Below are 17,584 nucleotides of genomic sequence, written 5' to 3' on the forward strand. Positions count from 1 at the left end.
TCGCTCCCGCCGTCAGCGTGAGATATAGCCTGCCGCGATCGGCTTGAACCGATAGATCAGATACGGCGTCTTGTTTTCGGCCTTGCCGCCATGGAACATGGCGGCTGCGGAGACCTGAGACGCGGACACGTACATGTACCCGTCGGGAGAGGCAGTAATCCCGTCCGGCCACACCATGTCCGGATCGCTCAAATAAGTGCGAAACTTCCGGTCGGCTCCTATGACTCCAATCGATTTGGTCTCGACCGCAGTCAGGTAGATGTTGCCCGCATAGTCGATCGACAGGCCGCCATTGTTCGGTTTGTCCGAGTAGCGTTCCACCCGCGCGCTCAGCTCTTCGGCGGGCAGCTTCTCGTTGCCGAGGTCGGTGGCCTTATGCGGTACAGCGACCGGCCGCTGAGTGGCGCGAAATAGACCCATTCGGACCTGGCATCCATCGTGATGCCGTCGCAGCCGACCTTAATGAGCGAAGGCTTGCCGTCCTTGCCAGGCACGGTCAGATCATTGCCATCCACGGTGATCGGCACATTTTCAGGGACGGTGGATCGATCGCCGTCCAGCACGCGCCGGGCGGCACCCGTATCCATGTCGATGACGATGATCGCAGCGTGAGAGCCATCGCCGCCGGGCCCGATGTTTTCGTCGGCGATGTAGAATTTCCGGTTCTTCTGGTCGATCACGATGTCCTGCGGCTGCGAGCCTTTCACGGTCACGGGCTCGGGCATGTAGTGGATGCGCTCCAGCCTGTTCGTGCGCGTGTTCCAGCCGACCAGCTTCGGCGTGATCTGCGTCCGGAATCCCATGTCGATGATCCACACGACACCGCTTTCGTCGGAACGAAGACCCAGGACGTTATCGAGGTACTGATCGGTGCCTTTTCGTGGCGTATTCCATTCCGCATTTGGAAACGGCTCGAACGTCGTCGGCGATGTCAGCCGCGCCACACGAACGTCGGGACTGAAGAATGGATGGTGACTGAAGATCAGCTGATTGTCCGGCGTAAACGCAATGTTGCCGACCGACTGAGGGAGCTTCGCAAAGACTTCCGCGTTGCCGCCTCCGTTCTCCGCACAGGCCGCGCCCGTGACGATTGCCGCCGACAGAAAAATGACAAGTCGAATTCCTCTCCTCACGCTTCGCACCGCTCCCTCCCTTTGTTTTCCACGGTTATTCCGGCGCGCGTGCGCCCGGTCCGCGCCGGCAACCGCCGCAGGATTTGAATGCAGAGACCCAATGCGAGCCGAAGCGGCCGCTCGTTCACCGCCTCGCCGATATCGATCTTTGCGAGAGCCACGATGCGCGCTAATTTGCGGACTGACAATTACGCACAGGCCAGTCCTCTAGTATCACGGAGTGAACCATGCAGAAGCTCGGCAGCAAGACGTATGATTGTGCCGTGGGATGCCCCGTGGAGGCCACCCTCGATCTGATCGACGGCAAGTGGAAGGGCGTGATTCTCTACCACCTGCTCGACGATACGATTCGCTTCAACGAGCTCAAGCGGCGCCTGTCCCGGATCACGCAGCGCATGCTGACGCGCCAGCTCCGCGAGCTCGAGGCGGACGGCCTCATTCATCGCGAGATCTATGCGGAGGTCCCGCCGCGGGTCGAGTATTCCCTGACAGCGCTTGGGCGCTCGCTCGAACCGGTCGTTCGCATGCTCTGGACATGGGGCAATCAGTATCTCGCGACGGAAGCGGCTCGTGCCGGTGCGGTCAACGGCGCCGTTTCGCTCTCGCCGCGGGTCAGACGGAGCCTGCCGGCAGGTCGCGCGTAGGCGGGCCCCTGCGTATCCACGATGCCTTGCGGCGACTGCAAGTAAATCGCACACGTCGATCAAGACGGCGTGGGCCTACGCCGCGACGAGACACGATTCTCCATCCTCACATGAGGCCATCCGCGCGCCGCCATCAAGCGGCGCGCGCTCTACTTATATAAATACTAATTCCAAATCTGATGATTGAGGGACCATTGCGCCCCTCCCGCACTTCAAGCCATCGACTGCGCTTGTTAGTCGTCCGCCCCGCAAATGATGGGGTGGCGAATGACTACATATCTCAGAACGACGGCAGGATTGATCGGCGGCGCGCTGCCGCTGTTGGCAGGCCTGATGGATGCGGCGCCGGCCGAGGCGCAATCATCGTCGCAGGAATTGCCCGCCGTCGTGGTCGAGCAATCGTCGCGGCCGGCAGCGCGCACACGTCCGTCTCCCTCCCGTCAGGCCGCACAGGCGGCAAGCCGCCGTCGCCAGGCCGAGCGCGCACCATCGAACGCCGATACACAGGCGGCCGGCGCGAGCACGGGCGCGGAGACCGCGACAGGCCCCGTCCGCGGCTACGTCGCGACCCGCAGCGGCACCGGCACGAAGACCGATACGCCGCTGCGTGAGACACCGCAGTCGATCACCGTGGTCACCGCCGACCGCATCATCGACCAGGGCGCGACCACCGTTCAGGAGGCGCTGCGCTATGTCCCCGGCGTGTTCGCCGACGCCTACGGCGCGGACTCGCGCGGCGACTATCCGCGCATCCGCGGCCAGGACCCAAATATCTATCTCGACGGCACCCGCATGGTGAACACCAACAACTTCAACGAATGGCGGCCGGAGCCGTACACCCTGGAGCGCATCGAGGTCTTGCGCGGCCCCTCTTCCGTGCTCTACGGCGACACCTCGACCGCCGGCCTGTTGAACCTGATCTCGAAGCGCCCGCAGGCCGAATCCGCCAACGAGATCGGCGTGCAATATGGCAGCTTCAACCGTAAGCAGGTGCAGCTCGACTCCACGGGAAAGCTGACCAAGGACGGCGAGTGGCTCTATCGCTTCATCGGCGTATACCGCGACAGCAACACGCAGACCGATTACGTCAAGGACGGCCGCATCGTGCTCGCGCCATCACTGACCTGGCGGCCGACCAACAACACCAGCTGGACGGTGCTCGGCACCTATCAGAAGGACACCACGGGGTCCTCCACGGCCTTCCTGCCGCATGAGGGCACATTGTTTGCCGGCCCCAACGGCTACATTCCGGTGCGGCGCTTCGCCGGCGAGCCCGGCTTCGACCAGTACCAGACCGAGACCGGCGCGATCAGCAGCCTGTTCGAGCACAGCTTCAGCGACAGTCTGAAGATCCGGCAAAACCTGCGTTACGCCCATGTCGAGGGCATTTACCGGTCGACGTGGCCGGACCTGAACTTCGTCGATCCAAGCGATCCGAACTATCCATTTCTCGACGCCAGCCGACGCTCCGTGGCGCGCAGCGTATGGAGCCGCGAGACGGTCAAGGACGACCTGACCTCGGACAGCAATGCCGAGCTGAAATTGCACACCGGACCGGTCGCACACAAAGTGTTGTTCGGCACCGACTACCGCGAGTTCAGGGAGCACGCGCAATCAGGCTTCACCACAGACCCGACGCCGTTCGATCTCTACGCGCCGGTCTACCGCGGCGTACCCGCGCCGACGATGTCTCCCGAACCGGATCTGCGCCAGACCCAGCTCGGTATTTACGCTCAGGACCAGTTGCGCCTCGGACCGTGGCTCGCCGTGCTTGGGCTGCGCCACGACTACGTCACCAGTAACACGCAGGCCTCGCCGGTCGAAAACTACCAGGCGACCACCGGCCGCGCCGCGCTGATGTACGAGCTGCCATTCGGCGTCACGCCTTACGTGACCTATGCGCAGTCGTTCAACCCGGTGTTCGGCAGCGGCGTCTGCGCCACGGTGTGCGCGCCGCAGCGCGGCGAGATGGTGGAGCTCGGCTTCAAGTACAATCCGACACCGGGCAATGCGATCAACGGCGCGATCTTCGACACCACCGAACGGAATCGGCTGGCCAGCGACCCCGATGATGACCGCTTCTCGATCCAGACCGGGAAGGTGCGCATCCGCGGCGCCGAGCTCGAGGTGCTGGCGCGCGTCACGCCGGAGCTCGACCTGATCGGCGCCTATACCTATCTCGATGCCCGCGTGGAAAGCGGCGACAATGCCGGCAAGCATGTCGAGACCGTGCCGGATCACCAGGCCTCGCTCTGGGCGAAGTACCGTCTGTCCCTGCTCGGCCTGCCCGGCGTCACGCTCGGCGGCGGCGTGCGCTACATCGGCACCTCCTGGGACGGCACCGACACCCTCCGCACACCCGACTATACGCTGTTCGACGCCATGGTTCGTTACGAGACCGGTTCCTGGCGGCTTCAGGTCAATGCCAGCAATCTCTTCGACAAGCGTCACCTCACCACGTGCCTGGCGCGCGGCGACTGCTTTCTCGGTATCGGCCGCACGGTGCTCGGCAGCGTGACGTACAAATTCTAGCCACGACCGCTACGTCATGCTGCCGGGCATGAAGCAGCGCACGCGCGGATGGCCGTCGACATAGTGCTTCCACACCATGGTTCGACCGATCTTGTTCGGCTCGGTGATCACGGCACCGTCGGGCACGACGACCCATTCGTCGTCGATGCGCACGCGGTAGTGGCCGCGATCGGATTCCCAGTCGACGTCGGCTATGACGTAGCCGTCGGCATCCGAGCAGCATTGCCCGTATTGGCTGTGCAGGCTCTCGAACCAGGGTTTTAGCGGCGAGTTGGCATAGCGGCCGTCGTCGCGCGCCAGCGCCGAGGTCGCAAGCAGCGCCATCGGCCCCAGCAGCGCCGCCGCACATAGTCTGGCAAGTCGCATATCGTCTCCGCGGATCGCAATCAGCGCCGCGAGGGACAGACACCGCCGTCCGCCTTCCGCACGGTCGCGGCAGGCGTGGAGACGGCGACTCGCTCCCCAGCGGCTTTGCGACAGCTATGCAAATCCGGCGCCAGCGCGCATTCCGGGGAACTACGGCCGCACGGCGTTGCCCCGGCCGGCGCGCACGTCCTGCATGTCCAACGCGTCGGCAATTTGCCGCAGCTGTTTTGGAGGCTTTCCTTGTTCCGCGAGGACGTGTACGAAACGGCCGCGGACGCGGGCCGCATCTTTTAATCAACTGTTTCAATTAGAGAAATCAGGTGTTGGCGTGACTGGCATTGGACCGTCAGCGCTATGAGTTCGAGAGAGTTGCTTCCTGGCCAGCAGGATTCGACCGACTTGCCCGCAAGCGAAGTGCAGTTTGCGCTCGTGATTTCGCGGATGCTCGAGACGGTGAAGGACGACGCGGAAGCCAGGCGGCAGATGGTCTACGACCTTGCCCGCTACAAGCTCCAGGAGCAGTTCACCTACGCCGACGCCAGGAACATCGACCAGATGAAGCGGGCGCTCGAGGTCGCAATCGAGGAGGTCGAAAAATTCTCGCGCGACCAGGCGCCGCTGGAGCGCTTGCCGTCACAACAGCTCACGTCGTCAAAGGCGACCGAGACAGGCGGTCTCCTGGTGTCCGGCGACGCGACCGTTTTGCGATCGAGGATCGAGATATCCCGCAGCAAGCTGCCTGCGATCTCGGGCCCGCTTCTACCGGTGATCAAGCGTACGGCGGCCATCCTGCTTGCCGTTGGCGCCGTCATCCTGATCGTCTCGCAGCGAGACAACATCGCCGCGCTGCGCCGCCAGATTTCGTCCCAGGCCCAGGAGATCGCGCAGGTATCGCCCAAGCCGGAGGCGACGATCACGGTCGCCAAACCGGAGATGGTCGCCCCCGCCCCGCCTCCCTCGACGCGCGTATTGCCAACCGACTACGGCATCTACGCATTGATCGACGACAAATCGCTGGCGGAATTGAATGCGACCGGCGTGATGGCGCCGGACATGCGCATCGCGATTTCACCGGAGTTCAAGAAGCCCGATCGCCCGCATCTGCCGAACGGCCGCGTCAAATTCATCGTGTTTCGGCGGGACGCCGCGAACGTGATCCCCGAGCGCGTCGAGGTTCGGGTCGTCGCGAAGATCGCCAGGGAGTTTTCTACCGACGCTGCAGGCAAAAATCTAGGCGGCGGAGAAGATGTCGGGGTGATCCGAAACTTCTCCTATCCGTTCCGGGTGTCGCCGATCCCGGGGAAGCCCGAGATGTACGAGCTTCACACCGGCGATTCAGGGCTCGAGCTTGCGCCGGGACATTACGTCCTGAGCCTGGGACCGCAGGCCTATTATTTCCAGGTCGACGGCGAGATCACCGATCCCCGGCAATGCCTCGAGCGGGTCGTCGCCGGCAACGGCACGTTCTACGCGCCTTGCAAGAAGGCCCGGACGTATTGACGGTCGTCAAGACCGTCGCTGCTGAGGCAGGCCCGAGCCACACACTCAACTGTCATCGCCCGACTTGATCGGGCGATCCAGTATTCCAGAGACAGTGCGAGGATACGGAGGGCCCTACTGCTTCGGCGCCGGCGCCATCATCGCGCCGCCCTTCTTCGCCGCGGGCGCGGGCGCCGGCTTCGTCGTCGCGGCGGTCGCCTGTGCCGGAAGATATTTGGCGACGATGGCAGGATCGACCTGGGCGATGTAGGCGTCGGGAAGACGCGTCCAGGTCTCGTCCTTGCCGAACAGGGAAATGCCGAGGAAGCCGCGCATGGTCAGCGTCTGCCCGTCCGGGCTGACCGACATCTTGGCCTTCCAGATGTTGCCGTCGCGCGGATTGACCACGTTGCCGCCGTCATACTTCAAGCCGTCGCGCTTCATGTCGCGGATGAAGGAGAGCCCGAGCACCGGGGCGTTTTTGCGATCATCCGTGCATTTCGCACAGACCTCATTCGGGTCGTCGCCGGGGCGCGGAAAGGTTTTTGCGATCACGCCTTCGAAGATGCCGTTGTGGTCGACGAAGAGAAACCATCCCACCGTCTTGCCGTCCTCGGTCTTCTGCCAAAGACCCGCGGCGGTTGGCTGCTGCGCCTGTGCGGCTACCGGCCCAACCGCGCCAAGCGTCAGCGCAACAGCGAGCGCGAGGGGCGAGAGCAGTCGAAAGCTGGAAAAGAGAGTCCGCATTATGATCACCTTGCTAAGCCGCCACTGCAATGGCCGCAGACTACGGCGATTTCGCGAACGGTTCCAGCACCAGAAACATGGGGCATTGCCTGCCGAACCCGGTGCCGTCAGTTGACACCGAGCTTCTTTTGCAGACTGGAGGACGAGGTCGTGTACTGGAACACGAGCCGCTTCTCCGGATAGACGTAGCGATGGGCTTTTTGCGCCATCAGTGCGCCCTCGTGGAAGCCGCACAGGATCAGCTTGAGCTTGCCCGGATAGGTGTTAATGTCGCCGATGGCGAAGATGCCGGATACGTTGGTCTCGAACGCGGACGTCTCGACCGGCACCAGATTGTTCTCCAGCGCGATGCCCCAGTTCGCGACCGGACCGAGCTTCATGGTCAGCCCGAAGAACGGCAGCATGGTGTCGCAGGAAATTTCGCTCACGCTGTTGTCGTTGCCCTTGACGGTGGCGCCGGTCAGCTTGCCCTCGGTGCCGGACAGCGCGGTGACCTGCCCGAGCCGCAGATCCATCTTTCCGTCGGCCACCAGCGCGCGCATCTGCTCGACGCTGTGGGGCGCGGCGCGAAAATCGTCGCGCCGGTGCAGCAGCGTGACGCGCTTGGCGAGCGGATGCAGATTGAGCGTCCAGTCGAGCGCGGAATCGCCGCCGCCGACGATCAGAACGCTCTTGTCGCGGAACGTCTCCATCTTGCGCACGGCGTAGTGCACCGAGGTGCCCTCATAGGCCTCGATGCCCGGCACCGGCGGGCGCTTGGGCTGGAACGAGCCGCCGCCGGCCGCGATCACCACCACCTTGCATTCGAACACCTTGCCCGCGTCGGTGGTGCAGCGAAACAAGGGATCGCCGATCTTCTCCACCGTCTCCACCATCTCGCCGAGATGGAAGGTCGGATGGAACGGCTTGATCTGCTCCATCAGCGCGTCGGTGAGGCCCTGCCCCGAAACGTGCGGAATGCCGGGAATGTCGTAGATCGGCTTTTCCGGATAGAGCTCGGCGCACTGGCCGCCGACCTTGTCGAGGATGTCGATGAAATGCGCCTTCATGTCGAGAAGGCCAAGCTCGAAGGCGGCGAACAGACCACAGGGGCCGGCGCCAATAATCAGCACATCGGTTTTGATCACGTCGCTCATGTCGTCTCTTTATCGATCGTTATCGGTTGGACGCCGCCCGGGGGGCAGAAGTGACCCTGCCTGTCTAGCCAACGGGGATGGATCAGGGAAGGCATAAAAGCGGGAGCACCCCGCAGCCGCGCCCACTTGCCGGGTCAGGATAACTGGGCTGTAACGGGAAGCGATATGACGGAGATCAATCGGTGAACGCACCAAGCCGCCTCGATACGACGCCGCGCCTGGAGGACTATCCCTATCGTCTCGGCGACAATGTCCGCTTCGGCGATCTCGATCCGAACCAGCACGTCAACAACGCGGTCTACGCCACTTATTTCGAGACCGGCCGGGTCACGCTGATGAAGAGCCCGGAATACGGGCTGACGCCGCCGGGCCTCGCCTGGATCATGGTGCGCCTCGACATCCATTTCCGCGCCGAGCTGCACTGGCCGAACACGATCGAGCTCGGCCTCGGCGTGGTCAAACTGGGACGGACGTCGGTGACCTTCGAACAGGTCGTGTTTTCGGAAGGAAATTGCATCGCTTCGGCGATGTCGGTCGGCGTCATGCTCGACGAGGCGACGCGGCGGCCCGCACCGCTCACCGCTGAGATCATCGAGAAGCTCAGACCCTGGCACAAGCGCGGTATCGTGGTCGCGCCGCCGAGCATCTAGTAGATCGAGAGACGATCAGGCCTGCCGTTCCGGCGTCGCCACGACAAGCCCGTCGAGCTCGTCGGAGACCTTGATCTGGCAGGACAGCCGCGAGTTCGGGCGCACGTCGAAACCGAAATCGAGCATATCTTCTTCCATGGGCGTCGGGCTGCCGACCTTCTCGCGCCAGGCTTCGTCGACATAGACATGGCAGGTTGCGCAGGCACAGGCGCCGCCGCATTCGGCCTCGATGCCGGGAATGCTGTTGCGGATGGCGGCTTCCATCACGGTCGCGCCGTTCTCGACTTCCACCGTACGGGTTTCGCCCTTGTGGTCGACAAAGTTAATCTTGGCCATGTGTGCTCGTGCTGCCGCGATGTTGCGAATGAAGGAGGGTCCGGGCTGTCCTATAACGGGTCGATCCGCCCGGCGCCATAGGGTTTTGAAGCGACGTGAATCCCGCTTCGCGGGAAGAAAACGCGTCAAAACAAAAGACTAGAGCGCGGTTTCTCGCCCTGTCGCCCTAGGGCTTCAGGATCGCCTCGATGGCGGCGCGAGCCTCGGTCACCGCCTCTTTCAACGCGGCGAAGGCGTGGGGCTGGCCATGGCCGGTCCGGACCGCGGTCTCCAGGCTGGCCGCGGCATCGGCCACCGCAAAGGCGCCGATTCCGCGCGCGGAGCCCTCGAGCTTGTGGGCGAGTGTGCCGGCCTCGGCCGGCAGTGCTGCCATCGCCGCAACCAGGCGAACCGCCTGCTCGGCGAACATCGCGAGCACTTCCTGTTCCAGCTCAGTGTCCCCGAGCGTCATGCGCGAGAGGTGATCGAGGTCGAGCGGGCTGTCGATGGGTGCAAGCGGGGGCGAAGGCATCCAGTCCATCCGTTGCAGTTCAGGCGTCATGGCGCAGACCCCGGCATCGCGCGATGTCCGCCGATCCGGCGGTCAAGTTCCCCCACCGAAGCATGGAAATGGTTAACGAAGTGTTTGGGCCGTTTTACGCAAATCCGCCCGTTTATTGACGAAAAGTTGCCGCAATCCGGCGAGTCCGGTGGAGAATTCCATTTATTGCTAAGGCGTTACGGCGCTATCCTGTTAACGATGATTAAGATTGTCTTAATCCCGGGCATTTCATTCGCGACGCTCTGCCAATAGGATGTTGGGAGAAATTAGCGGACAAGCCGTCCGGGTGGGGACGGCTGGGAATCCGCGTAAGCGGCATGATCCGGTCTGTGGGCTTGCGTAGCGCGCTGGGCTCGCGGGAGGACGCGTACAAGTAACGAGGGCTCGGACTGAACATGGCGAACACTCCGAAAAAGGTCAAAGACCCGACAGAAGTTGCGCTTTCTGCGATCCAGGAAGCCCTGAACATCAGCGACACGGCCGCGGACACCAGCCGCAACGCCTCGATGCGCAACGAAACGTCGGCTCCGGTGGGGCCGCCGGCTCCTCCGATCTTCGACGAGCCGACCTTCGAGCCGCGTCCTGCCGCCAACGAGCGCGCCACCGTGTTCGATACGATCGAGGAGCCGCGCACCTCGCGCCGCGCCGCCAACGACGACCGCGAGACCATCGGCCAGTTGCTCCAGGCGCTTCAGAAGGGCCGCCCTGCCCGCAGCGTCTACACCTTCGCCACCATCTTCGCCGGCGTCTGGCTCGCAGCCTGCGCCGCGCTCACCGTCGGCTTCCTGCCCTCGATCCAGGCTGCCATGGGCCAGAGCGGCGGCGTGCTCGTCATCGCCGGCCTGATCGCGATGTTCTTCGCGCCGATCATGCTGTTCTACTTCCTGGCGAGCCTGGTCTGGCGCGGCCAGGAAATGCGCATGATCGCGCAGGCGATGGCGCAGGTCGCGATCCGCTTCTCCGAGCCCGAGGGCTCGGCGTCCGATTCCATGGTGACCGTCGGCCAGGCCATCCGCCGCGAGGTCGCGGCGATGGGCGACGGCATCGAACGCGCCATCGCGCGCGCCGGCGAGCTCGAGACGCTGGTCGCCAACGAGGTTGCGGCGCTCGAACGCGCCTATTCCGACAACGAAGTGCGCATCCGCTCCCTGCTCCAGGACATCGCGCACCAGCGCGACAATCTGGTCGGCCAGGCCGAGCAGGTCCGCAGCGCCATCTCCGGCGTGCAGATCGATCTGCGCCACGACATCGCGCTGATCTCGGACGCGATCGCCTCGCGCGTCGACGAGGTCGCCAAGAGCATCACCGGCGCGCTGGAAGAGCGCGGCGCCCACATCACCGGCGCCCTGAGCAACGCCGGCGACAACATGATCCTCGCGCTCGGCGAGCGCGGCGGCGACCTGCTCGACCGCCTCGAGGAGGCCAGCAACGAGACCACGCGCGCCGTGCTCGACGCCAGCGAGCGGCTGACCACCAGCCTCAACTTCAAGACCGGCCACGTCCACGACGAGTTCGTCGACCTCGCCGACCGCGTCCACGAGATGCTGAACGAGCGTATCGACCGCATCACCGGCGAGTTCGAGCAGCGCTCCGCCGCCATCGTCGACGGCATCTCCGAGCGCACCGAGCAGGTGCACGACAGCCTGAAGAATTCGTCGGACTCGCTGCTGCTCGAGCTCGAGCTGCGCTCCAACGACCTCTCCGCCAAGATCGACGATGCCGGCAACCGGCTCGCCGGCCACATCATGACCTCCGGCGACAAGGCGAGCGAGGCGCTCGACGCCACCGTCAACACCCTCGTCGCCAAGGTCGTCAGCCAGACCGAGACCGCGCACGACTCGCTGTCGCTGCAGATGAGCGCGTTCGACGAGCTGGTGAAGAACCAGGGCACCGAGCTGGTCGAGAGGTTCGCCCGCGACTCCGGCACGCTCGGCGCGCTGATCACCCGCCACATCTCCGAGTTCGACCGCACCGTGAAGACGTTCGGCGGTGATATCGTCGATCGCATGGGCCAGCGCACCCAGGACATCGCCGAGAGCCTGAAGACCTATGTCGACAATTTCGATACCCGCTTCACCTCGAACGGCGGGGCGATCACGGCCGTGCTCGACCAGCGCCTGGTGCAGTTCGAGACCACGGTCGGCGAACGTGTCACCAACCTCGACGCCTCGCTGAACGACAAGATCGTCAGCCTCGACGGCACGATCGAAGGCCACATCAAGACTTTCGACGACCAGCTCGTCGGCCGCGTCGCCGCGCTCGAGCAGTCGTTCGACACCCGCGCCAAGTCGGTGACCGAAACCATCGACGGACGCCTCAACACCCTCGCCTCGTCGCTGACCGACGGTGCCGCGCAGGCGATCCAGTCGATCGACTCCCGCCTCACCCACCTCACGACGTCGCTCACTGACGGCGCATCGCAGGCCATCGAGACGATCGATACGCGCCTCAACTATCTCGCGACCTCGCTCACCGATGGCGCATCGCAGACCATCCAGTCGATCGATACGCGGCTGACGCACCTCACGACGACGCTCTCGGGCGGCGCCTCGCAGGCGCTCGAATCCATCGACACGCGCCTCACCTACCTGACGACTGCGGTGACGAACGGCGCCTCGCAGGCCGTGCAGTCGATCGACACGCGCCTCACCCTCCTGACCTCGACGCTCACCGACGGCACCGCGCAGGCGATCGAGGCGGTCGACCGCCGCATCACCGGCGTCGCCGAGATGATCGACGGCCGCAGCACGCACCTGACCGACACGGTCACGGCGCGCTTCCAGGACATCCACCAGGCCATCGAGACCAAGGTCGGCTCGGTCGCCAACGACATCGACGTGCGCGTGGCGCAGTTCGAGGACCTGCTCGGCTCGCGTGTCGAAGCCGTCGCCGGCCGCATCGAAAGCAGCGGCCGTCAGGCCAGCGAGGACATGATGTCCCGCGCCGAGATGATCTCGACCGCGATCCGCTCGCATGTCGAGGATGCCGAGCGCTCGCTCACCAACCTCGTCGTCAACACCAGCGAAACGATCCAGACCGGTGCGCGTACCGCCCAGCAGTCGCTGATGACGGTCTCCTCCGACGTCAACGCCCAGCTCAAAATGACCTCCTCCGATGTCAACGCCCAGCTCAAGATGACCTCCACTGAGGTCGAGCGCGCGCTGACCGCGGTCGGCACCGGTGCTGCGAACTCGATCCTGAGCAGCGCCCGCGAGGCTCAGTCGACCCTGGTCGCTGCCTCCGGCGATGCCTCCAACCAGATCAAGGGGCTCGCGGTCGACGTCGAACGCACGCTGTCGGCGGCCGGTTCTGCCACCGCAGCCTCGATCCTGGCCGGCGCCCGCGAGGTACAGACCACGCTCGTCACGGCGTCTTCGGACGCGGCCAACCACGTCAAGACCCTCACCGCCGACGTGCAGCGTTCGCTGTCGCTGGCCGGCGCCACCACGGCGGAATCGATCACCGCCGGCGCCCGCGATGCGCAGAGCGCGCTGATTGCGGCCTCGACCGAGACCGCCAACCAGATCAAGGCGCTGTCCTCGGACGTGCAGCGCTCGCTCTCGATGGCCGGCACCTCGACGGCCGAGACCATCATGACCGGCGCCCGCGAAGCCCAGACCACGCTCGTCAACGCGTCCTCGGATGCGGCGACCCAGGTCAAGTCGCTCGCGGTCGAAGTGCATCGGTCGCTCTCGCAGGTCGGCCAGTCGACCGCCGAGACGATCACGACCAGCGCCCGCGACGCCCAGAGCACCCTGCTCTCCGTCTCGGCCGAACAGACCAGCCAGGTCCGCTCGCTGGCGGCCGAGATGCAGCGCGCGCTGGCGACCGCCGGCGGCGCCACCATCGAGGCGCTCACCAGCGGCGTGCGCGAGGCCCAGGGCACGCTGATCACCGCCTCGACGGATGCGGCAAGCCAGATCAAGTCGCTGACCACGGACATCGAGCGCACGCTGACCTCGATCGGCGCCGACACCGCCTCGACCATCCTCAACAGCGCGCGTGAGGCGCAGACCTCGCTGACTTCGACGTCGGCGGATGCCGCAAGCCAGATCCGCACGATCTCGACCGAGATCGAGCGCGTATTGAGCACGGCCACGACCAACGCCACCAACGACATCCAGACCAGCGCGCTCAACGCCCAGAACGCGCTGATCAACGCCTCCAACGAGGCAAGCTCGCGTGTCAAGTCGAGTTCGTCCGACGTCGAGCGTTCGGTGCTCGCCGCCAGCAGCAGCTTCGGCCAGGCCATGACCGGCAAGACCGACGAGATCGTCACCTACGTGCAGCAGCAGGCCGACCGTCTGTCGAACATGATCGACGCCAAGCGCGGCGCGCTGGTCGACGCGATCGGCTCGAAGACCAGCCAGCTCACGCTCGACATCGACCGCGTCACCTCGGATGCGCTGAAGTCGATCGAGACGCGCGGCCATGCGTTCTCGCAGACGATGATGGGCAACGGCTCCGAAGTCGCCCGCACCATCAACGCGGCGAGCGAGATGGCCACCGGCGCGGTCGGCAAGTCGCTCAAGGACCTCGAGCAGGCCTCCCGCTCGGCGATCGACCAGTCGCGCCAGGTCTCGATCGCGGCCGTCACCGAGATGCAGGAGACCAGCAAGATCCTGCGTACCGATACGGTGGCCCTGTTCGAGCGTCTGCGCGAAGGCAACATCCTGCTCCAGGAGGTGCTGACCGGTGCGCACGACAACCTCAACTCGCTCGAGCGGGCGCTGGTGACGCGCGTCGCCGACTTCGTCTCGGCGATGAACGACGTCACCTCGCGCAACGGCGCTGCGACGCAGAACCTGGAAGACCAGCTCAACGTCTTCAACACGAAGACCACGCGGGCGCTGCAGGACCTCGGCGAGCTATCGACCCAGTTCGACGCGCACGGCAAGGCACTGGTCGAGGCCGCGCAGGTCGTCGAGGTGAGCAACAAGAACACCACCGCTTCCCTCGCTGAACGCAAGCAGGCGCTGGAATCGCTCGTCACGACCATCGACCTGCGCACGGCCGATCTCGACCAGCGTCTGTCGCGCTTCACCGGCCTGCTCGATGAATCGCTGGCCGCCGCCGAAGAGCGTGCCCGCGACATCGCCCGCGTCGTCGCGGAGACCGCCGGCGCAGGTTCCGCCGCGATCACCCGGCAGTTCGAGGCGGTGCGCGTGGCGTCCGAGGAGGAGCACCGCCAGACCATCGAGGCCATGCACGACATCTACCGCCAGACCACGGACGAGGCGGATACGATGTTCAAGCAGTCGACCGAGAAGTTCACCAACCTCGTCTCCAGCATGAAGCAGATGGCGTTCGAGATGCACAACGAGCTCGAAGCCACCCGCAACGAGCTGCGCCGCGGCGTGCTCGAGATGCCGCAGGAGGCCGCCGAGAGCACTGCGCAGATGCGCAAGGTGATCGTCGACCAGATCGAGGCCCTCGCCGAGCTCAACCGCATCGTGGCCCAGCATGGCCGTGGCCTCGACGTCTCCACGACGGGCCGCGCCGGCGCGCAGCGCCAGGAAGAGCCGTTGCTGGCAGCCGTCGGCACGCGCAACACCGAGACGCGCGGCCGCGACACCGGCAGCGCCTCGACGCTGCCGCCGCCGGACCTCGGCATGCCCGCCCCCTCGCGCCGCACCGAAGCGCCGCCGGTCGCACCCGCGGGCAACGACCAGGGCCGCGACGGCTGGCTGTCGGACCTCCTGAACCGCACGGACGCCAACCAGGGTGCTCCGACCGGACGTGAGGCCCCGCGTGGCCGCGCGGCACCCGCGCCGCAGCCGCAGGCTCCGCAGGGTGGCAGCAATCCGCTGGAGTCGCTGTCGCTCGACATCGGTCGCCTGATGGACCGCAACCTCGCCTCCGAGATGTGGGACCGCTACCAGCGCGGCGAGAACAAGGCCTTCACCAAGCGTCTCTACACGCCCGCCGGCCAGAAGGCCTTTGACGAGGTCGCCCGCAAGTACCGCGCCGACCGCAACTTCAAGGGCACGGTCGACCGCTACGTCGCCGAGTTCGAGCGTCTGCTCGACGAAGTCGCCCGCGACGGCCGTGGTCCACAGGAGTTGCGCAGCCACCTGACCTCGGAGACGGGCCTGGTCTACACGCTGCTCGCGCATGCAGCGGGCCGGCTCGGGTGATCAGCCCATAGCGACAACGAATAGCGAATGAGAACGGAGGCCTCACGGCCTCCGTTTTCGTTTGAGCCCGTCATTGCGAGGAGTCCTTGCGACGAAGCAATCCAGACTGCTTCCGCGGAGACAATCTGGATTGCTTCGCTTCCGCCTTCGCTCTTCGAGCTACGGCGGACAAGTCGCTCGCAATGACGTAGGAGAGAGGCGCTACTGCCGCTTGCGCTCGTTCGCTGGCGCCGGCCTCGGCGGCTCTGCGGGCGGCGCTGCGGCCGCTGGCGCGCTGTTGCTGGCGCCGAACAGCACGCGGGTCGGGTTGCGGTCGAAATTGTTCACGGCGCGGCTGATGTCGCCGAGCGTGCGCCGGCCGTCGGTCATCAATGCACCGGAGCGCTTGTCGAAATCCTCGGCCAGCTCGCGGATCGACTTCACCGCCTGGAACAGCTCGCCGCCGTCCTTGCCGCCGGCGAGCGTGTTGAGGCCAAGCATGAGGCTGTCGGCCTTGTGCATGACGCCGTCGACCTTGGCCATCACGCCGTCGATCTTCTCCGAGTTGCGCGCGAGCGAGTTGGTGAAGGTCTCGAGGTTCTTCAGCGAGTTCTTCACCGACTCCTGATTGTCCGCGACGATCTTGTTGATGTTCTGGAGCGTGCCGCGGATCGCCTCGGTGACGTCCTGGAGCTTGTTGGGATCGGCCGTCAGCGACGGGATGCCGTCCTCGTCGAGCGGCGGCGGAGGCGCGGCCTCCTCGCCGCCCTTGAGCGAGATCGCGGCGACGCCGGTCAGGCCCTGGAATTCGAGGCCGACCAGGGTGTCCTTGCGGAGCGGGGTGTTGTTCTCGACCATGGCGAGTGCGACAACCCGCCGCGGGTTGTCGAGCTTCACGGAGACCACCTCACCTACCCGGATACCGTTGAAGTTGACACTGCCGCCGTTGCGCAGGCCCGCCGCCGGGCCCTCGAACACGACGCGCAGGGGGCTGCGCTGCTTGGTGGTGTGCAGCGACTGGAACCACAGCACGAAGCCGATCGCCGCGGCGATCACCGCCAGCGTGAATGATCCGATCAGTACGTAATTGGCCCGCGTTTCCATCAGCTACTCCGGCACCTCAGCCCATCACCGCACGGGCGCGCTTGCCGTGGAAATATTGTCTCAGCCAGGGATGCTGCGAGGCCTGCATGTCGGCGATCGACCCTGCCGCAATGATCTTACCGTTCCCTAAAACGGCGATGCGGTCGCAGGCTGTGTAAAGGCTGTCGAGGTCGTGCGTTACCATGAAAACGGTCAGGCCCAAAGTACGCTGCAGCGTCCTGACCAGCTCGTCGAAATCGCCGGCGCCGATCGGATCGAGGCCCGAGGTCGGCTCGTCGAGGAACACGAGATCGGGATCGAGCGACAGCGCGCGCGCCAGCGCCACGCGCTTGATCATGCCGCCCGACAGTTCCGAGGGAAAGCGATCCGCGACTTCCGGCTTGAGCCCGACCATGGTGAGCTTGGCCAGGGTGATCTCGTCCATCAGCCGCTGCGAGACCCGGAGATATTCGCGCATCGGAAACTGGATGTTCTGCCGCACGGTCAACGAGGAGAACAGCGCGCCCTGCTGAAACAGCACGCCCCAGCGGCGCTCGACGCTGCGGCGCTGCGAGGTGCTGGAGGAATCGAGGTCGACGCCGAACACCTCGATGGAGCCCGCGACCTTCGGCACGAGGCCGATGATGGTGCGCGTCAGCACCGACTTGCCGGCACCGGATGGGCCGACGAAGCCGAGGATTTCGCCGCGCTTGACGTCGAGGTTGAGTCCGTCGAGCACGCGCGTCGCGCCGAACTGCACGGTGATGTCGCGAACGCGGATGATCGGATCTTGAATCGCGTTTTGAGTTTCTTGCGCCATC

14 protein-coding genes are annotated in these 17,584 nt (G+C 65.1%); 5 read left to right on the forward strand and 9 right to left on the reverse strand.

Annotated features, from left to right (window positions below):
• Nucleotides 1-12 precede the first annotated feature (12 nt).
• Both AB7535_RS22190 and AB7535_RS22195 read right to left on the reverse strand, forming a co-directional pair.
• Entirely contained in the window at nt 13-420 is a 408-nt protein-coding gene (locus AB7535_RS22190; RefSeq protein WP_439037379.1) for a hypothetical protein, read from the reverse strand.
• Nucleotides 330-1,133, reverse strand: a complete 804-nt coding sequence (locus AB7535_RS22195; RefSeq protein WP_439036832.1) for an L-dopachrome tautomerase-related protein — start codon at nt 1,131-1,133, stop codon at nt 330-332. Before AB7535_RS22195 ends, AB7535_RS22190 begins: the two co-directional genes overlap by 91 nt.
• A 227-nt stretch (nt 1,134-1,360) precedes the next feature.
• Between AB7535_RS22195 and AB7535_RS22200 the strand changes: the two genes are divergently transcribed.
• Nucleotides 1,361-1,777, forward strand: a complete 417-nt coding sequence (locus AB7535_RS22200; protein WP_080583959.1) for a winged helix-turn-helix transcriptional regulator — start codon at nt 1,361-1,363, stop codon at nt 1,775-1,777.
• 267 nt (nt 1,778-2,044) lie between these two features.
• The gene (locus AB7535_RS22205; protein WP_439036833.1) at nt 2,045-4,309 is read left to right on the forward strand and encodes a TonB-dependent siderophore receptor; all 2,265 of its coding nucleotides are present in this window, start codon (nt 2,045-2,047) and stop codon (nt 4,307-4,309) included.
• 9 nt (nt 4,310-4,318) lie between these two features.
• On the opposite strand, the gene AB7535_RS22210 is transcribed toward AB7535_RS22205, so the two are convergent.
• Entirely contained in the window at nt 4,319-4,675 is a 357-nt protein-coding gene (locus AB7535_RS22210; RefSeq protein ID WP_028158285.1) for a hypothetical protein, read from the reverse strand.
• Between the two features lie 399 nt (nt 4,676-5,074).
• Between AB7535_RS22210 and AB7535_RS22215 the strand changes: the two genes are divergently transcribed.
• Nucleotides 5,075-6,175 (forward strand): hypothetical protein, encoded by a 1,101-nt coding sequence (locus AB7535_RS22215; protein ID WP_439036834.1) that lies wholly within the window; start codon nt 5,075-5,077, stop codon nt 6,173-6,175.
• Between the two features lie 114 nt (nt 6,176-6,289).
• Here AB7535_RS22215 and AB7535_RS22220 read toward each other — a convergent pair whose 3' ends face one another.
• A complete protein-coding gene (locus AB7535_RS22220; protein ID WP_063982234.1) occupies nt 6,290-6,901 on the reverse strand; it encodes a DUF2147 domain-containing protein in 612 nt (203 codons plus the stop codon).
• Nucleotides 6,902-7,008: 107 nt separating this feature from the next.
• Nucleotides 7,009-8,037, reverse strand: a complete 1,029-nt coding sequence (locus tag AB7535_RS22225; RefSeq protein ID WP_085405872.1) for an NAD(P)/FAD-dependent oxidoreductase — start codon at nt 8,035-8,037, stop codon at nt 7,009-7,011.
• A gap of 182 nt (nt 8,038-8,219) precedes the next feature.
• Here AB7535_RS22225 and AB7535_RS22230 point away from each other — a divergent pair, with 182 nt between their 5' ends.
• Nucleotides 8,220-8,687, forward strand: coding sequence for an acyl-CoA thioesterase (locus tag AB7535_RS22230; protein ID WP_231142336.1), 468 nt, complete (start codon nt 8,220-8,222; stop codon nt 8,685-8,687).
• Nucleotides 8,688-8,702: 15 nt separating this feature from the next.
• On the opposite strand, the gene AB7535_RS22235 is transcribed toward AB7535_RS22230, so the two are convergent.
• On the reverse strand, nt 8,703-9,023 hold the full coding sequence (locus tag AB7535_RS22235; protein WP_014493954.1) for a 2Fe-2S iron-sulfur cluster-binding protein: 321 nt from the start codon (nt 9,021-9,023) through the stop codon (nt 8,703-8,705).
• A gap of 166 nt (nt 9,024-9,189) precedes the next feature.
• Complete coding sequence (locus AB7535_RS22240) at nt 9,190-9,564, reverse strand: Hpt domain-containing protein (protein WP_187388006.1); 375 nt, start codon at nt 9,562-9,564, stop codon at nt 9,190-9,192.
• 395 nt (nt 9,565-9,959) lie between these two features.
• Here AB7535_RS22240 and AB7535_RS22245 point away from each other — a divergent pair, with 395 nt between their 5' ends.
• The gene (locus AB7535_RS22245; protein ID WP_439036835.1) at nt 9,960-15,701 is read left to right on the forward strand and encodes a negative regulator of septation ring formation; all 5,742 of its coding nucleotides are present in this window, start codon (nt 9,960-9,962) and stop codon (nt 15,699-15,701) included.
• 201 nt (nt 15,702-15,902) lie between these two features.
• Here the strand turns inward: AB7535_RS22245 and AB7535_RS22250 are convergent, their stop codons facing one another.
• Nucleotides 15,903-16,784, reverse strand: coding sequence for an MlaD family protein (locus AB7535_RS22250; protein ID WP_439036836.1), 882 nt, complete (start codon nt 16,782-16,784; stop codon nt 15,903-15,905).
• Between the two features lie 16 nt (nt 16,785-16,800).
• Nucleotides 16,801-17,583 (reverse strand): ABC transporter ATP-binding protein, encoded by a 783-nt coding sequence (locus AB7535_RS22255; RefSeq protein WP_063982229.1) that lies wholly within the window; start codon nt 17,581-17,583, stop codon nt 16,801-16,803.
• Between the last annotated feature and the right edge of the window lies 1 nt (nt 17,584).

Source organism: Bradyrhizobium sp. 956_D2_N1_4 (assembly GCF_052076025.1).
Taxonomy (GTDB): Bacteria; Pseudomonadota; Alphaproteobacteria; order Rhizobiales; family Xanthobacteraceae; genus Bradyrhizobium; species Bradyrhizobium barranii.

Coding starts and splice junctions, on each gene's coding strand:
- AB7535_RS22220 (WP_063982234.1), bottom strand. CDS start 6,901: ATGCGGACTCTCTTTTCCAGCTTTCGACTGCTCTCGCCCCTCGCGCTC.
- AB7535_RS22205 (WP_439036833.1), top strand. CDS start 2,045: ATGACTACATATCTCAGAACGACGGCAGGATTGATCGGCGGCGCGCTG.
- AB7535_RS22235 (WP_014493954.1), bottom strand. CDS start 9,023: ATGGCCAAGATTAACTTTGTCGACCACAAGGGCGAAACCCGTACGGTG.
- AB7535_RS22240 (WP_187388006.1), bottom strand. CDS start 9,564: ATGACGCCTGAACTGCAACGGATGGACTGGATGCCTTCGCCCCCGCTT.
- AB7535_RS22245 (WP_439036835.1), top strand. CDS start 9,960: ATGGCGAACACTCCGAAAAAGGTCAAAGACCCGACAGAAGTTGCGCTT.
- AB7535_RS22190 (WP_439037379.1), bottom strand. CDS start 420: ATGGGTCTATTTCGCGCCACTCAGCGGCCGGTCGCTGTACCGCATAAG.
- AB7535_RS22225 (WP_085405872.1), bottom strand. CDS start 8,037: ATGAGCGACGTGATCAAAACCGATGTGCTGATTATTGGCGCCGGCCCC.
- AB7535_RS22210 (WP_028158285.1), bottom strand. CDS start 4,675: ATGCGACTTGCCAGACTATGTGCGGCGGCGCTGCTGGGGCCGATGGCG.
- AB7535_RS22250 (WP_439036836.1), bottom strand. CDS start 16,784: ATGGAAACGCGGGCCAATTACGTACTGATCGGATCATTCACGCTGGCG.
- AB7535_RS22255 (WP_063982229.1), bottom strand. CDS start 17,583: ATGGCGCAAGAAACTCAAAACGCGATTCAAGATCCGATCATCCGCGTT.
- AB7535_RS22200 (WP_080583959.1), top strand. CDS start 1,361: ATGCAGAAGCTCGGCAGCAAGACGTATGATTGTGCCGTGGGATGCCCC.